Source organism: Salinibacter altiplanensis (assembly GCF_002894645.1).
Lineage (GTDB): Bacteria > Bacteroidota > Rhodothermia > Rhodothermales > Salinibacteraceae > Salinibacter > Salinibacter altiplanensis.
The window spans coordinates 43,717-58,931 of record NZ_NCQY01000004.1 but is presented as its reverse complement, the minus strand read 5'-3'; the positions used below and the strand labels follow the sequence as shown (position 1 = coordinate 58,931).

Here is a 15,215-nt window from a genome sequence, read left to right as displayed (position 1 = left end):
GGAGAAGTTCGTTCGGTTACGCCTCAACGGACGCTTCCTCGTCGTATCGGCCGAGAAGCACGTCGAGAATCTGGGTGGCGGCCTCCGCGATGTTGGTGCCGGGGCCGAAGATGGCGGCCACACCCTGGTCGTAGAGCGTCTCGTAGTCGTCGTGCGGAATGACTCCCCCCACGACCACGAGGACGTCGTCCCGCCCGTATTGCGTGAGGGCGTCGATCACCTCCGGCACGAGCGTCTTGTGCCCCCCCGCAAGGCTGGAAATTCCAAGGATGTGGACGTCGTTCTCTACGGCCTGGCGCGCCACCTCGTCCGGCGTCTGGAAAAGCGGACCGACGTCCACGTCGAAGCCCATGTCGGCAAACGAGGTGGCAATGACCTTTGCCCCGCGGTCGTGCCCGTCCTGGCCCATCTTCGCCACCATGATGCGGGGCCGCCGCCCGGCGGCGCGGGCAAAGCGATCGGCCCGGTCGCGGGCCGCGTGGAAATGGTCGTTCGTGTCGGCTTCCGAGGCGTACACCCCCGAAATGGTCTCTGTCCGCGCCGTGTGGCGGCCGAACACGTCTTCGAGGGCCGATGAGATCTCGCCGAGGGTCGCGCGCTTGCGGGCCGCGCTCACGGCTCGGGCGAGCAGATTGCCGTCGCCCGTCTCCGCGCTTTCGGTGAGGGCGTTCAACGCATGTCGGACCGCAGTGTCGTCCCGCTCCTCCTTGATGCGGTCGAGGCGCTCGAGCTGTGCGCGCCGGACCGCCTCGTTGTCCACCTCGAGCCGTTCGATGGGTTCGTCGGTGTCTGTCTGGTAGGCATTGACGCCGACAATCGTCTCGTCGCCGGTGTCGATGCGGGCCTGCTTGCGGGCGGCGGCCTCCTCAATCTTGCGCTTTGGGAGGCCCTGCTCGATGGCGCGCGTCATGCCGCCCTCTTCCTCTACTTCCTGGATCAGGGTCCACGCCCGCCGGGCCAGCGCGCCGGTGAGGCGTTCCACGTAGTGGGAGCCCGCCCACGGGTCGACGGCCTCCGTGATGTCGGTCTCGTCCTGCAGGTAGAGCTGCGTGTTGCGGGCAATGCGGGCGGCGAACTCGCTGGGCAGCGCGATGGCCTCGTCCAGGGCATTCGTGTGGAGCGACTGCGTGCCCCCGAACGCTGCGGCCATCGCCTCAATCGTTGTGCGCGCCACGTTGTTGAACGGATCCTGCTCGGCGAGGCTGTAGCCGGAGGTCTGACAGTGGGTCCGCAGGGCCATTGACTTCGGATTGTCTGGGTCGAACGGCTCTACGAGCTTGGCCCACAGCATCCGTCCGGCCCGCATCTTAGCAATCTCCATGAAGTGGTTCATGCCGATCGCCCAGAAAAAGGAGACCCGTGGGGCAAAGTCGTCGATGCCGAGCCCGGCGTCGCGCCCGGTACGGAGGTATTCCAGGCCGTCGGCCAGCGTGTAGGCCAGCTCCAGATCCGCCGGCGCACCCGCTTCGTGCATGTGGTACCCGCTTACCGAGATGGCGTTGAACCTCGGCATCTCCGCGGCGCAGTAGGCGAAGATCTCGCCGACAATCCGCATGGAGGACTGTGGCGGATAGATGTACGTGTTGCGCACCATGAACTCCTTCAAGACATCGTTCTGGATGGTGCCCGCCAGCTCCTCGTGGGCCACGCCCTGCTCCTCGGCGGCGGCGATGTAGAAGGCCATCACGGGAAGCACCGCCCCGTTCATGGTCATCGAGACCGACACGTCGCCGAGTGGAATGCCCTCAAACAGGCGCTTCATGTCCTCGACGGTGTCGATTGCCACACCGGCCTTGCCCACGTCGCCCCGGACGCGGTCGTGGTCGGAGTCGTAGCCGCGGTGGGTGGCCAGATCGAATGCCACAGAAAGCCCCTTCTGGCCCGACGCGAGGGCTTCACGGTAGAACTTGTTGGACTCCTCCGCCGTCGAGAACCCCGCGTACTGCCGGATGGTCCACGGCCGAAACTTGTACATGGTCGTGTACGGGCCGCGGAGGTATGGGGGCAGGCCCGCGTCGAAGTCGAGGTGATCCAGGTCGTCGACCGCGTCGGGGCCGTAGATCGGCTCGATATCAATCTGCTCGGGCGTCGACCAGGCTCCGTCCCCGGGGGCCGACGCGCCTTCGTGGGGGGGATCGTACGCGATGCTGGAAAAATCGGGGCGCATGACGAAGGCGTGTCGGGGAGTAGACGCTGAGGGGCGAGCGGTGGGAGATGTCAGGACGTCTCGTCCGTCGGAATGCCAAGATCGTCCTGTAGGGCAGTGAGGGTGTTGCCCAGGGGGCTGTCCTGATGCACGAAGAAGTCGGCGTCGTCCACGTCGATGTCGCCGGGGGCGCCGGCGATCCCGAGGAGGGCATCGGGGCCGCCGTCGGAGAGCGCTGCGGCGAGGGCGGGAGCAAGGTCGACGTACTCGTTGTCCGAGCTACAGAGGACCACGGCATCGGCTCCCTGTTGGGCTGCCGCGTCGGCCACCGCGCCGACGGAGTCAAACTTCAACGGCTCTTCGATTGCAAACCCCGCCACGCCTAGGAAGTTGCGGCAGAAGTTCGCACGGGCACTCCGGATGGCGGGCGGCCCGAGTGGGGCGAGCAGAAACCGAGGCGGGCCGTCTTGAGACTCCGCGTATCGTTCGGTGCGGAGGCGGATCGCCTCGATCTCGTCGGCGAGGCGGATCCGGGGCAGTGGGGACACGCCCGAAGACGCTGACGGGAGGGCCGACGTCACCTCCTGGAGTGAGTGTCCGTCGCGGAGCGCCGTTCGGAGTGCATCGACGGACGACGCGTTGAGGGGCGCCGGCGATTCCCCGTTCGTAGGCGGGGGGTTCGGTACCACGAGGTCGTCCCGGCGTCGTTCGTTGAGGGCGGGGTAGTGGGTGGTGCCCACGAGCACCTGATCCCGCTCGTTGAGCGCCCGACGCCGTTCGTCTCGGGTCGCGGAAATTTGTTCGTGCAGTCGGCCGTCGCGGAGGCAGTCGACAATTCCTCCCTCTGCTTCGAGATCTTGAAACTGAGTCCAGGCCCGTCGGGCGAGCTGGTCGGTCAGGGTTTCGATGTAGTACGACCCGGCGGCCGGGTCGGCTACGTGATCGAAGTGGGCCTCGTGGCGCAGGATGAGTTGTGTGTTGCGGGCAATGCGGAGGCCAAACTCGTCGGGCGGCCTCACGGCCTTGTCGTACGGCCGGATGGTCAATGCATCGGTCCCCCCGAGCACGGCGGCCATTGCCTCGGTGGTGGCCCGAAGCATGTTCACGTGCGGGTCGTAGATCGTCTCCGTACGCCGGGAGGTGACGGCGTGGACGCACACGTCGGCGGGGGCCACGTCGAGGGGGGCACTTGCCGCAGGGGCAAATGCATCGATCACCTGTGGCACGAGAAGGCGGAGGGCGCGGAGCTTGGCCATCTCGACGAAATAGGAGGTCGAGACGGGAACCCGGACCTGCAGATTGTTGAGAAGAGGGGGAAGGGAGCGGGCTTGCTCCGTGCGTCGCGCCAGACGTTCGGCGAGGGCACCGAGCGCGCAGGCCAACTCCCAAACGGCCGACGCTCCCGCGTCGTGGTAGACGCTGGTATCGACGGTCACGGTTCGGAACTGAGGCATTTCCGCGGCGTCCGCCACGAGGTCGTCGGCGAGCGAGAACGCTCGGTCCGGAGCGGTGCCCGAGGCCAGCGCCGCCACGGGATCGTACAGGACCGCCCCGCTAATCGCCTCGGGCTCAAGAGGCCCACCTGAGAGATAGTCGCGGAGCAGCGCGTACAGTGCGGGGGCCGCTGGGCCTCCGTGAAGGTGCACGGAGGCATTTGTCGGATCAATCCCGTCGAGGATTTGCGCGAGATCGGCCTTCGAACGGAGGGCCACCCCGGACTCATCCGAGAGTGCAGACGACGGGGCGATCTCGAGGGCATCGGCTCCTCCGTCGACCGCGGCCCGGGCGTGCTTGCCCGCCACTTCCGGGTCGGGGTGCCGGATGGACTGGCATACGCTCCACGCGCCGGCGGGAGTGTCTGCGGCATCGGCCAGGGGGAGGGTGCTCTCCGGGTCGGTGTGCGATACGTTCTGCAAGGCGTCGGGAGAGAGGTACGCCGGAAGGGATACCCCCTCCACAGATGACCACTCGAGAAATGCCTCCGGAGCGGTGCCGCCGAGGTCCGACTCTACGTGTTCTCGCCACTTCGCAGGCGTAACTGCGTCGAACTCGTCGAAGAGCGGTGGAAACGCTTCCGTTCCGGGCATGTGGTGAAGGAGCACTCGGTGAAAAGCGGAACGAGGGAGGCAGACGTGAACCCTGCACCAAGGGCTACTCCGTACGCCCTTCGTCTCCGGGCGGTCCGAAGAGCGACCGTGCGCGCCGGATCAGGTCGTAGACCGCGATGCCATAAGCGACGCCTACGTTGAGCGAAATTTTGGCGCCGTGCTGGGGGATCTCGAGGGCGAAATCGACCGCGTCGAGTACGTCTGCTTCAACGCCCCGCACTTCGTTGCCCACGACGAGCGCAAGCGGAAAGGCGTCGGCCGCGACCGCGTCGGGGTGCCGGGTATGGTCCGTCTGCTCAAGGGCCGCGACCGTATAGCCGGCGTCGCTCAGGTCGCGGAGAAGAGGACGTGCCTCGTCGTGCTGGCTCCACTCGACGCTGTCCTGCGCACCGAGGGCCGTTTTGTGGAGGTCCTTGTGCTCCGGAGTCCCGGTAAAGCCGGTGAGGTGAACGTGTTCGATGCGGGCCGCGTCGGACGTTCGAAACATCGACCCGACGTTGTGAATCGACCGCACGTTGTGCACGATGAGGCGGACGGGATGCTTTGGAAGAGCCGGGACGTCCTCAGGGGCCGGCCGCTCAATTTCATCCCAACTAAGCTTGCGCATCGGGCAACTGGTCGAGAAATTGAAAAGCAGTTGGTTTCAAGGCTGTCTTCTGAATTCGCTTTCCGAGGCCCTGTTTCTTGCCGGACGTTCTGCATCTACCTGCACCCACATCCAAATGTAGCCCCATGCTCTCGTCCCCCGTTCGTTGGGCGCTGCCGTGCGCCCTCGGCCTACTCGCGATGGCCGCCACCGGATGCACGGCGTTCCGGGAGGTCGCCAATCTGCGCAAGGTTCAGTTCTCGATCGATCGGGTTGCCCAGCCCCGCCTGGCAGGGGTGGACCTGTCAAGGGTGCAGTCGTACGACGATCTCCGGGGGACCGACGTGCTTCGGCTGGGCTCGGCGCTCTCTGACGGAACGCTTCCGTTGTCCTTTACCCTCCACCTGAACGCCGAAAATCCATCCTCGAACAGCGTCAACGCGCGGCTTACCCAGATGGACTGGACCCTCCTGCTGGAAGACAAAGAAACGGTGTCGGGCCGGTTCGAGCGAGAGAGGGTCCTGTCGCCTGGGGAGCCTACGGAGGTGCCGGTCGACGTAGAACTCGACCTTGTCCGGTTTTTCGACGACAACCTGCAGGGCCTCGTGGACCTGGCCGCGGCCATCCGGGGCGATGCGCTCCCACAGACCCTCAAGCTACGGGTCCAGCCGACCGTCAACACGAAGGTCGGGTCGATCCAGTACCCGTCCCCCATCACGGTTGTGCGCCGGAGCGTTGGGCAGGATTCCCAGCAGCCTTAGCCGTACATTTTCACTGCGTCCATTGACTTTTGACCAGTACTCTTCCGACGTGATTGTTACCATCGATGGCCCTGCCGGCTCTGGCAAGAGCACCACGGCCCGACGCGCCGCCGCCCGACTCAGCTACGTATACCTGGACACGGGCGCCATGTATCGGGCCGTGGCCCTGGGCTTTCTGCGTGCCGATGCCCCCGCTACGATCGCGAGTGCAGAAACCGTGCTCTCCTCGCTGAGGGTGGATGTGCAGTACCGGGACGGGACGATGCAGGTCTTTCTGGGGGACGAAGCGGTCACCGACCGCCTTCGGTCCGCCGAAGTGGGGCGCATCGTGAGCGACATCTCGACCCTTGAACCGATCCGTGAATACATGGTAGAGCAGCAGCGCCGGATCGGGCGCGTCCAGGCCGACCGCCACGGCGGGGTGGTGCTGGATGGACGCGACACGGGCACGGTGGTCTTCCCCGAGGCCCCCGTCAAAATTTTCATGGTGGCCGATATCGACGAGCGGGCCCGGCGTCGGCTCCAAGAGCATGAGGCGGCGGGGGAGGAGATCACTTTCGAAGAGGTTCGCGCCGAGATCGAGCAGCGCGACGAGCAGGATCGGACCCGAGACATTGCTCCTCTTCGGCGCGCCGACGACGCGACCGTCCTTGACACGACCGATTGTACGATTGCGGAGCAGGTTGAGCTTGTCGTAGATCACGTTAAAGCGCAAGACGCCCACGGAACGTAGATGCTCGGGCGCAATACAACTGTCGCCTATTAAGCAGGGCACCCACGCCCATTCACAGGCACGCCTGACACTCTATCTTGTGTTCTGGGGCAGGCAGCCCGTCTGTTCCTAGACCTCCTTCATCCTCTTCACGCTCCCTCCTGGACTGTCAGGACCAGGCAGGTACAAATCGCAATAGTCGTCGGTCGGCCACGTGGCTGGCGACTTGCAAACCTACCACACCGTATATGGCAGAACAAGAACAAGTAGCGCCCAAAGACGACTCTCAAGACACTGCTGACGCTCAGGCTTCTCCCCCCGACGCGGATGCCGCAGACGAGGCTGAGGCCACGGCTCCGGACGCCGAAAATTCGGGCACTGCGACGGAGGCGACCGATGCCGCCGTCGCGTCGACGCCCGATGCGGAGGACGAGGATGCCGATGAGCCTGCGCCTGAAGGATCTCCGTCGGCGGACGACGGACCGGTGGGCGATGGCGGCGACGGGGCCCCCGAAGATCCCCCGGAGGAACCCGGCTTCGTGAGCCGCATCCTCGAAGAGGCCGTGGAGGAGGCGTCCGAAGACCTTCCCATGCCGTCCGGCGAGCAGGCCTCGGTTGACGTGTCCGAGTTCGAAGAGCCAACGGGCACTGTTTCGCCCGACGAGCTTGAGCGAACGGAAGAGGCACAGGGCTTCACGGGCGAGGCCTATGGAGAAACGGTTTCCCTCGATGACCTGGAGGCTGAGGGGCAGGCGCCGACCGATGCCTCAGTGTATGACCAGTTCCGGGATGTCGTCGACGAGACCTCCATTGATGTCCGTGAGCAGGACATCGTTGAGGGCCGTGTGCTGCGGGTCAACGAAGACTACGTGGTCATCGACATCGGCTACAAGAGCGACGGAATCGTCTCCCGTGACGAGTTTGGGGAGGAGGAGGATGAGATCCGTCCCGGGGACACCGTGGAGGTATACCTGGAACGAAAGGAGGACCGCGACGGTCAGCTCGTGCTCTCGAAGGAGCAGGCCGACAAGGTCCGGCGTTGGCAGCGGGTGGAAGAAATCTACGAGAACGAAGAGGTGATCGAAGGCACGATTATCCGTCGCATCAAGGGCGGAATGATCGTGGAGCTCTTCGATGGGATGGAGGCCTTCCTGCCGGGGTCGCAAATTGACGTCCGCCCGGTTCGGGACTTTGAGTCCTACCTGGAGACGCGGATGGAGTTCAAGATCGTCAAGCTGAATCCCGGAAACGAGAACATCGTCGTCTCCCACCGCGAGCTCATCGAGCACGAGCTCGAAGAGCAGCGGCAGGAGATTCTCGAGTCGCTCGAGGTCGGACAGGTGCTCGAAGGCACCGTCAAGAACATCGTCGACTTCGGCGTCTTTATCGACCTCGGGGGAGTTGACGGCCTTCTGCACATCACAGACCTGTCCTGGGGCCGCGTTTCACACCCGAGTGAGGTCGTGGAGCTCGATCAGGAAATTGAAGTCGTTGTTCTCGACTACGAAGAGGAGCGACAGCGCATTTCCCTGGGCCTGAAGCAGCTTCGAGACCATCCCTGGGACAAGATTGGCAACAAGTACGACGAGGACGACGTGGTTGAGGGGAAGGTGGTCTCAATCACGAACTACGGGGCCTTCGTCGAGATCGAGAAGGGCATCGAGGGGCTCGTCCACATCAGTGAGATGTCGTGGACGCGTCACATCGAGCACCCCAGTCAGATGGTGTCCCTTGGGCAGGTGGTCGACGTTAAGATCCTCAACATCGACCAAGAAGAGCGGAAGATCTCACTTGGGATGAAGCAGCTGGAGCCCGATCCCTGGGAGGGCATCAGCGATCGCTACCCGGCGGGCACGGTGCTGACCGGCACGGTGCGCAACATCACGAACTTTGGGGTCTTCGTCGAGATCGAGCCCGGGATCGATGGGCTGGTCCACGTCTCGGACCTGTCCTGGACCAAGAAGATTCGCCATCCGGGCGACATGGTCGATGAGGAGCAGGAGCTCGATGTCGTGATCCTCAACATCGATGAGGAGCGACGCCGCATCTCCCTGGGCCACAAGCAGGTGAAGACCAATCCGTGGGACCAGTTTGCGGATGCGTACGGGGAGGGCAATGACACGAATGGCGAGGTCATCCGTGTGGAGGACAAGGGACTCGTCGTACAGCTGCCGCTGGACGTGGAAGCCTTCGTTCCGGGCAGTGAGCTCAAAGACGGCCCCAAGGCCTTCAAGAATCATTACCACGAGGGGGATGAGCTTGACCTCCGGGTCATTCGGTTCGACAAGGACCAGAAGGACATTGTGCTCAGTGAAACGGCGAAGGACGAGGCCGAGCGCGAGGAGGAGCAGCAAGAGGAGCAGCGCGAATCCCGCCAGAAGGAGCGCGAATCCCGTCAGGAGAAGCCCGAGCCCGAAGAGACCGAGCGGGACTTCAAGCAGGAGCCCGAGGCGCAGCCCGATGAGCCGACGACCGGCCCCACGACGCTCGGGGAGCTCTCTGGGTTGGCGGACCTGCGCCGTGAAATGGAGGAGGAAGAGGCCGCGGAAGAGGCCGCCGAGGCTGAGGTGGAGACGCCGGCTGATGAGGATGTCCCTTCCGAGTCCGACGCCGAGGACGCATCCGACGCCGAGGCGACACCGGAGGACGAGGATTCTCCCTTCGACGAGACGGCTGGCTTCCCGGAGAACTTCCCCCGCGTCTCCCGACTTGAAAATGCAGACGTGACCTCCCTGGCGGAGGTCCGTGAGGTGGATGACCTCACCAACCTTGACGGCATTGGGTCCGCCTACGCGGAGGAAATTTCCGATGCCCTCGACGAGTTTGATGAGACGGGGTCCGTGAGCGACTAGCCGTTTCGGGCCACCGGACGCATCTTTGAAGTACGAAGGGCGGCTTCCCGACTGGAAGCCGTCCTTTTTCTTTAGGGTTCCGGGGCGAGAGGTCTTCGGCAATCGGGTCCTGTTTTTTTCGTTTCTTTCGTAACGCAATTCTCCTACTACGACGCCTAATCCTATGGAAGAGACCGACGAATACCTCCCCAGTGCCAGCAACTCGATCACTGTTCGGGTGGTCATTTCCAACCGTCCCGGCATGCTGGCGAAAGTCACCTCTGTGATTGGCGAGCACGGGGGCAATATTGGGGCCATTGACATCGTGCGGGCCGAAAAGGAAGAACTGACCCGTGACATCACCATCAACACCCGCAGTGACGACCACGCCGAGTCGATCGTTCAGGCGCTGCGTGACCTTGACGGGGTCGAGGTGGTCAACATCTCGGACCGTACCTTCTTGTTGCACCTTGGGGGAAAAGTAGAGGTTGAGAGCAAGTCTCCGCTCCGCACCCGCGACGAACTGTCCATGGCGTACACGCCTGGGGTGGCCCGTGTGTGTGAGGCGATCCACGAGACGCCCGAAGATACACACCGGCTTACGATCAAGAGCAATACGGTTGCGGTCGTCTCCGATGGCACAGCCGTTCTCGGCCTGGGCGACATCGGGCCCGGGGCTGCCCTCCCGGTGATGGAGGGCAAGGCGCAGCTTCTGAAAGAGTTTGCGGACGTGAATGGGTTTCCCATCTGTCTCGATACGACCGACGTCGACGAGATTGTAAATACGGTTCGCCGCATCGCCCCGGTCTTCGGCGGGATCAACTTGGAGGACATCGCCTCCCCGCGTTGCTTTGCCGTGGAAAGGCGCCTGAAAGACGAGCTTAACATTCCGGTCTTTCACGATGACCAGCACGGCACGGCGGTTGTGACGGCTGCCGCCCTCCTCAATGCACTGAAGGTTGTGGACAAGGACCTCGACGACATCAAGGTCGTGACGGTTGGCATCGGGGCGGCGGGAACGGCGGTCACGAAGATGTTCATGGAAATGGGGGTTGAGGAAATCGTGGGGGTGGACAGTGACGGTCCGGTGACCACGGACCGCGACGACCTCAACGGCGCGAAGCAGCAATATGCCGAGATGACGGATCCATCGGTGGACGGCGATACCCTATCGGAGGCGATGGACGGGGCCGATGTCTTTGTCGGGCTAAGCGTTCCGGATGTCCTTGACGTGGAGGACGTGAATCGCATGGCCCGCGACCCAATTGTCTTCGCGATGGCCAATCCGCGCCCGGAGATCATGCCGGAGGAGGCCTACCCACACGTGGCGGTGATGGCCACCGGGCGGAGTGATTATCCCAATCAGATCAACAACGTGCTGTGTTTCCCGGGCCTGTTTAAAGGAATCCTCGACTGCCGGGCGAAGGGCATCACCAGTGAAATGAAAATTGCAGCGGCCGAGGCGATTGCCAAGGCAATTGATGATCAGAGTCTGACCCCGGACTACATCATTCCAAGTGTGTTCGACGAGAATGTGGTAACCCAGGTCTCGAAGGCGGTGTCTCGGACGGCCCAACAGCAGGGACTGGCCCGAAAGCGTACCTAGGGGCGCTCCGATGGACATGTCGCTGCGCTTCGACCCGTCCGGTCGCTAGGACGGCAATTCTGGGGGCATCCGGAAACGTACGAGTTGCCCCGGGATGCTGGGAGGCTCCGGGCCGCCGTGGGAAATCTGTCGTGGCTTCGCAGTCGGAGGTGTGACAGGGGCAGCCACCGGCCCGGACCTTGGGAAACATCGGTACCGATCGAGGCGGTGGCAGTGCAACGCAGTCCCGCGATCGCCCTGCAGTGACGCTGAGTGGGTGTGCCATCTTCATGCTCTTGGCTTCGGAGGCCGCGCCCGGGCGCACCCTGGCCTGCCAAAAGCCGAATCGGGTCGCCTACCCCACTTTGCATGCCCCGCGGCCCTTGCAACGCCCCCCAGGCTCTGTGTCCGGTCCGCGTCTCGCGGCCCCAGGTTTCCAACGTCCGTTGCGTGTCCTCCCACGCTGCGGGGGAGCTTCTCCGAGAGGCGTAGCCCCTGGAATTCCGTCGCACACGACGGAGCAGACGCCACACGGAACAAGGCGCTCCCCCAAATTCCGAAGTCTTCCGAACAGACAGCTCCAATGCATTCCCATGGCGAAGGTCGTCACGTACCTTCTTGTGTCCAATCCAGAAGACCTCGAAGCGGTCCGCTCTCACTCGATCATCGACGAGCACGGATTCGAAGGGCGGCCGATGGAGGAGAGCGACGAGGCCCTCCCGGCTCTCAAATTCGTGACGGAGAGCGCACTGGAGGACCATACGGACCTGGAGAGGCCTTGCAGGGAACTCTCAGAGGCGTTTCCCGAGGCGACGGTGACGTACTGTGAAGTAGAAGAACGGTTTAATCACGTCGAGCACCTCCGATCCGTCGTTTTTATCGACGGAACACGGGCGGGTAATATTGAGCATGGATACGTGTTCAATGTCGGAGCATGAGTCATACCTTGAGGAAATACTGAGCCTGCACCTAGGCTCACCGATGAGTACAATGAAGTATGTTTATATTCGGGATGGTAGAGATAGACATTAAATGAAGCTGAACGAAAAGGGGAACCATGTCTTTGGTTTTAAATTCTGTGCACATGCGAATCTCAGTAACGACTATATCTTGAATTATGAGCGCAGATTTTCAAATGGAAGTCATGGACCAGGAAGATGCCGAGCGTGAACTCGGCGCCAGCGGGGGACGAGGCCGTACGTCCAAGTACGAGCCCATTGCGCAGAAGTGGGGCGAGGTTGGGGATGAGGAGGCAATTGTTCTCTCGGATCTTGAGCAGAACGATATTCAGAACCTCCGCAACCTCTTGTACCGCCGCTTCGGCAAAGAAAATGTCATCGTGCGCTCGGCGCAGCAGGAGGACGAGAGCTACAAGGCGGTCGTTCGGGCCCGGGAAAACGACGAGTACCTCCGGAACGGCGAGTAGCCGACGGAGACATCTCTCACATGTGGTGTCTCTCCGTTTCTGCAATACAAAACGGGTGGTGATGGCATGCATCACCACCCGCATTGCAGAGGGGAAGCCAAAAAAGTGCCCACGCCCGTTTAGTCTTCCACCGAGTCCATCTGGGCCTTTTGTAGTTGCCCGGAGTAGTCGACGTAGAGGGTTTTGTGCTCCGTCCAGAACTCGAAGGCTGCGTAGCCCCCATCCCGCTGCCCATTGCCGGTGTCTTTCACCCCCCCGAATGGCATGTGCGCCTCGGCCCCGATTGTAGGGCCGTTGACGTACGTAATGCCGGCCTCAAGGTCCCGCATTGCCCGGAAGCTGTTGTTCACGTCCTGGGTGTAGATGGAGGAGGAGAGCCCGTACTGGGTGTCGTTGGCCACCGCGACGGCCTCGTCGTAGGACTCCACCTCGAACGTCGCGAGCACCGGCCCGAAGATTTCTTCCTGGGCGATTGTCATCTCCGGGGTCACGTCCGTAAAGAGGGTGGGGGTGTAAAAGTGACCGTCGAGACCATCCACCGAAGCGGGGGCGCCGCCCATCTCCAGGGTGGCCCCTTCCTCCTGTCCGATCTCGACGTACCGGTGGACCTCCTCCGCGGCGGCCTGATTGATGAGGGGCCCCACGTCGGTGTTCGCGTCGTTGCCGTCCCCGAGGACGAGCGTCTCCGCCTCGTCCCGAATCATGTCCACGAGCTCGTCGTGGACCGCCTTGTGACAGATAAGGCGGCTGGTGGCCGTGCAGCGCTGCCCCGTGGTTCCGTATGCGCCCCAAATGGCCCCCTCCAGCGCAAGATCGAGGTCTGCGTCGTCCATCACGATCATCGGGTTTTTGCCGCCCATCTCCAGCGACACCGGTTTGTTGAGGCGGCCGCAGGTCTCGGCGATCGCGGTGCCCACCTCGTAGGACCCGGTGAAGCCGAGGGCATCGACCTCCGGATGCTCCACGAGTGCCTGCCCTGCCTCGTCCGCGCCATGCACGACGTTGATGACGCCCTCCGGAATCCCCGCGTCGATCAGCGTCTGTACGAAGCGAAGGCCGCTGTGTGGGGCGTCCTCGCTCGGCTTGAAGACGATGGTGTTGCCGGCGGCAAGGGCGGGGAAAATTTTCCACGAGGGCACGGCGACGGGGAAGTTCCAGGCCGTGATGATGCCGCACACCCCGAGCGGTCGGCGGATCGTCATGTTCATCTTGTCGGGCAGCTCACTCGGGACCGTGGTGCCGAACAGCCGTCGCGCCTCACTGGCTGCGTAGTAGGCCGTGTCGATCGCCTCCTGCACGTCCCCCTTCGTTTCGAAGAAGGGCTTGCCCATCTCGCGGGTCATCGAACGGGCGATGTCGTCCTTGCGCTCCGTGAGCAGATCGCCGGACGCTTTTAGAATTTTTCCGCGGTTGGGGGCGGGGGTGCTGCGCCAGTCCGAAAAGGCGTCACGAGCCGCCTGTGCGGCGGCGTCGACGTCGGAAGGGGCGGAATCCGGAAACTGGCCGATGTGATCGCTGGGATCGGCGGGGTTCCGGTTGTCGAAGGTGGCCTGGGAGGCGGCGCCGGTCCAACGGCCGCCGATGTAATTTTCGAATGTGTCGGGCATACCAGAAACAAAAGAGACAATTTGGAGAGGAAAGTGCCTTCTCAAACCTAGGTGCCGAGACCTTCAAAATACAACTCGGCACGAGACCTTCGACTGCTATCACGGAAGAGCCCCCCGAACCTCCCGGTAGGGACGAAGTACGTGTCTGTGCCCACTGTCCACTTCGCCCTACACCCGCAACTGACTCCCATGGCCGCCCCTGCCACCGTCCCTGATCTCGATTCATACGTCTCGGAACGGGTCCGCGAGACGCCCCCGAGCGGCATCCGCCGGTTCTTCGACATCGCCGCCACGATGGACAATGTCATTTCGCTTGGGATCGGAGAGCCGGACTTTGGCTCGCCGGACCCGGCGCTGGAGGCCGGCATCGATGCGCTGGAGAATGGACGCACCAACTACACCGCCAATGCCGGTATGGAAGAACTTCGCGCGCTGATCGCGGAGGACTACGAGGAGCGGCATGGTCTCTCGTACGACCCAGGGAGCGAGATTGTCACCACCGTGGGGTGCAGCGAGGCGATGCAGCTGGCCATGCAAGCCCTTCTCGATCCGGGGGACGAGGTGCTGATCCCCGAGCCCTGCTTCGTATCCTACGGGCCGTCCGCCCGGTTTGCAGGGGGCGAGGTGGTGCACGTCCCGACCCATGTGGAGAACGACTTTCAGGTGACGGCCGCCGACATTGAGCCGCACCTTAGCGACCAGTCCAAGGTGCTCTTCCTTGGGTATCCGAACAATCCGACCGGGGCGGTCCTGCGGCGCGACACGCTCCAAGAGATTGCCCAGCTCGTGGTCGATCATGACCTGCTGGTTGTCTCCGATGAGATCTACGACCAGCTTATCTACGGCACGGCCCATGACCGGGGGCACGTGTGCGTCCCCACCGTTGACGGACTGCGCGAACGGACGGTGCTGTTGGGCGGCTTCTCGAAGAACTACGCGATGACGGGATGGCGCATCGGGTTTGCCTGTGCGCCGGAACCGCTCTTGCAGGCGATGCACAAGGTGCACCAGTACATGATTATGAGCGCGCCGACGATGGCCCAAGAGGGGGCCATTGCCGCGTTGCGCGACGCCCAGGGAGACGTAGAGACAATGCGGCAGAGCTACGACGAGCGCCGCCGCACCATCGTGTCGGGCCTGAACGACGCGGGCCTCCCTACCTTTGAGCCGGAGGGGGCCTTCTACTGCTTTCCTGACATCACGCCTACAGGAATGACGTCGGAGGCGTTTGCCCAGCGTCTCTTGGAAGAAGAAAAAGTGGCGTGCGTCCCTGGAACGGCCTTTGGCCCGAGCGGCGAAGGGTATGTGCGGTGCTCCTACGCCACCGGCCTGGATGACATCAAGGAGGCGCTCACCCGGATCGACCGGTTCGTGTCGCGGCACCTGTCCTGAGGGCCTGGTGTGCTCGGCCCGGAGAAACATCCCTCCTCGGGCCCCGGTTTCTACAGGCAAT

General features: G+C 63.3%; 11 protein-coding genes. 7 read left to right on the top strand and 4 right to left on the bottom strand.

Annotation, left to right across the window (positions count from 1 at the left end; all coding sequences use genetic code 11):
• Positions 1 to 16: 16 nt before the first annotated feature.
• From scpA to B7R93_RS02730, 3 genes are all read right to left on the bottom strand, one after another.
• Positions 17 to 2,167 (bottom strand): methylmalonyl-CoA mutase, encoded by a 2,151-nt coding sequence (gene scpA / locus B7R93_RS02740; protein ID WP_103019321.1) that lies wholly within the window; start codon positions 2,165 to 2,167, stop codon positions 17 to 19.
• Between the two features lie 50 nt (positions 2,168 to 2,217).
• Complete coding sequence (locus B7R93_RS02735; RefSeq protein ID WP_103019320.1) at positions 2,218 to 4,233, bottom strand: methylmalonyl-CoA mutase family protein; 2,016 nt, start codon at positions 4,231 to 4,233, stop codon at positions 2,218 to 2,220.
• A gap of 64 nt (positions 4,234 to 4,297) precedes the next feature.
• Positions 4,298 to 4,861 carry a TrmH family RNA methyltransferase gene (locus B7R93_RS02730; RefSeq protein ID WP_103019319.1) on the bottom strand — a complete coding sequence of 188 codons (564 nt, stop codon included), beginning with the start codon at positions 4,859 to 4,861 and terminating at the stop codon, positions 4,298 to 4,300.
• A 125-nt stretch (positions 4,862 to 4,986) separates the two neighbouring features.
• On the opposite strand from B7R93_RS02730, the gene B7R93_RS02725 reads away from it, so the two are divergent.
• From B7R93_RS02725 to B7R93_RS02700, 6 genes are all read left to right on the top strand, one after another.
• Positions 4,987 to 5,601, top strand: a complete 615-nt coding sequence (locus B7R93_RS02725; protein WP_232797937.1) for a hypothetical protein — start codon at positions 4,987 to 4,989, stop codon at positions 5,599 to 5,601.
• Between the two features lie 49 nt (positions 5,602 to 5,650).
• Positions 5,651 to 6,334, top strand: a complete 684-nt coding sequence (cmk, locus tag B7R93_RS02720) for a (d)CMP kinase (protein WP_103019368.1) — start codon at positions 5,651 to 5,653, stop codon at positions 6,332 to 6,334.
• A 227-nt stretch (positions 6,335 to 6,561) separates the two neighbouring features.
• A complete protein-coding gene (gene rpsA / locus B7R93_RS02715) occupies positions 6,562 to 9,165 on the top strand; it encodes a 30S ribosomal protein S1 (RefSeq protein WP_103019318.1) in 2,604 nt (867 codons plus the stop codon).
• 163 nt (positions 9,166 to 9,328) lie between these two features.
• Positions 9,329 to 10,750, top strand: coding sequence for a malic enzyme-like NAD(P)-binding protein (locus B7R93_RS02710; RefSeq protein WP_103019317.1), 1,422 nt, complete (start codon positions 9,329 to 9,331; stop codon positions 10,748 to 10,750).
• Between the two features lie 572 nt (positions 10,751 to 11,322).
• Positions 11,323 to 11,667 carry a hypothetical protein gene (locus B7R93_RS02705; protein WP_103019316.1) on the top strand — a complete coding sequence of 115 codons (345 nt, stop codon included), beginning with the start codon at positions 11,323 to 11,325 and terminating at the stop codon, positions 11,665 to 11,667.
• A 206-nt stretch (positions 11,668 to 11,873) separates the two neighbouring features.
• Complete coding sequence (locus B7R93_RS02700) at positions 11,874 to 12,155, top strand: hypothetical protein (protein WP_232797935.1); 282 nt, start codon at positions 11,874 to 11,876, stop codon at positions 12,153 to 12,155.
• Positions 12,156 to 12,274: 119 nt separating this feature from the next.
• Here B7R93_RS02700 and B7R93_RS02695 read toward each other — a convergent pair whose 3' ends face one another.
• A complete protein-coding gene (locus B7R93_RS02695; RefSeq protein ID WP_103019314.1) occupies positions 12,275 to 13,762 on the bottom strand; it encodes an aldehyde dehydrogenase family protein in 1,488 nt (495 codons plus the stop codon).
• Between the two features lie 189 nt (positions 13,763 to 13,951).
• Between B7R93_RS02695 and B7R93_RS02690 the strand changes: the two genes are divergently transcribed.
• Positions 13,952 to 15,154: a pyridoxal phosphate-dependent aminotransferase gene (locus tag B7R93_RS02690; protein ID WP_103019313.1), complete on the top strand. Its 1,203-nt coding sequence runs from the start codon at positions 13,952 to 13,954 to the stop codon at positions 15,152 to 15,154.
• The last annotated feature ends 61 nt before the right edge of the window (positions 15,155 to 15,215 follow it).

Coding starts and splice junctions, on each gene's coding strand:
- B7R93_RS02700 (WP_232797935.1), top strand. CDS start 11,874: ATGGACCAGGAAGATGCCGAGCGTGAACTCGGCGCCAGCGGGGGACGA.
- B7R93_RS02705 (WP_103019316.1), top strand. CDS start 11,323: ATGGCGAAGGTCGTCACGTACCTTCTTGTGTCCAATCCAGAAGACCTC.
- rpsA (WP_103019318.1), top strand. CDS start 6,562: ATGGCAGAACAAGAACAAGTAGCGCCCAAAGACGACTCTCAAGACACT.
- B7R93_RS02735 (WP_103019320.1), bottom strand. CDS start 4,233: ATGCCCGGAACGGAAGCGTTTCCACCGCTCTTCGACGAGTTCGACGCA.
- scpA (WP_103019321.1), bottom strand. CDS start 2,167: ATGCGCCCCGATTTTTCCAGCATCGCGTACGATCCCCCCCACGAAGGC.
- B7R93_RS02695 (WP_103019314.1), bottom strand. CDS start 13,762: ATGCCCGACACATTCGAAAATTACATCGGCGGCCGTTGGACCGGCGCC.
- B7R93_RS02725 (WP_232797937.1), top strand. CDS start 4,987: ATGCTCTCGTCCCCCGTTCGTTGGGCGCTGCCGTGCGCCCTCGGCCTA.
- B7R93_RS02690 (WP_103019313.1), top strand. CDS start 13,952: ATGGCCGCCCCTGCCACCGTCCCTGATCTCGATTCATACGTCTCGGAA.
- B7R93_RS02710 (WP_103019317.1), top strand. CDS start 9,329: ATGGAAGAGACCGACGAATACCTCCCCAGTGCCAGCAACTCGATCACT.
- B7R93_RS02730 (WP_103019319.1), bottom strand. CDS start 4,861: ATGCGCAAGCTTAGTTGGGATGAAATTGAGCGGCCGGCCCCTGAGGAC.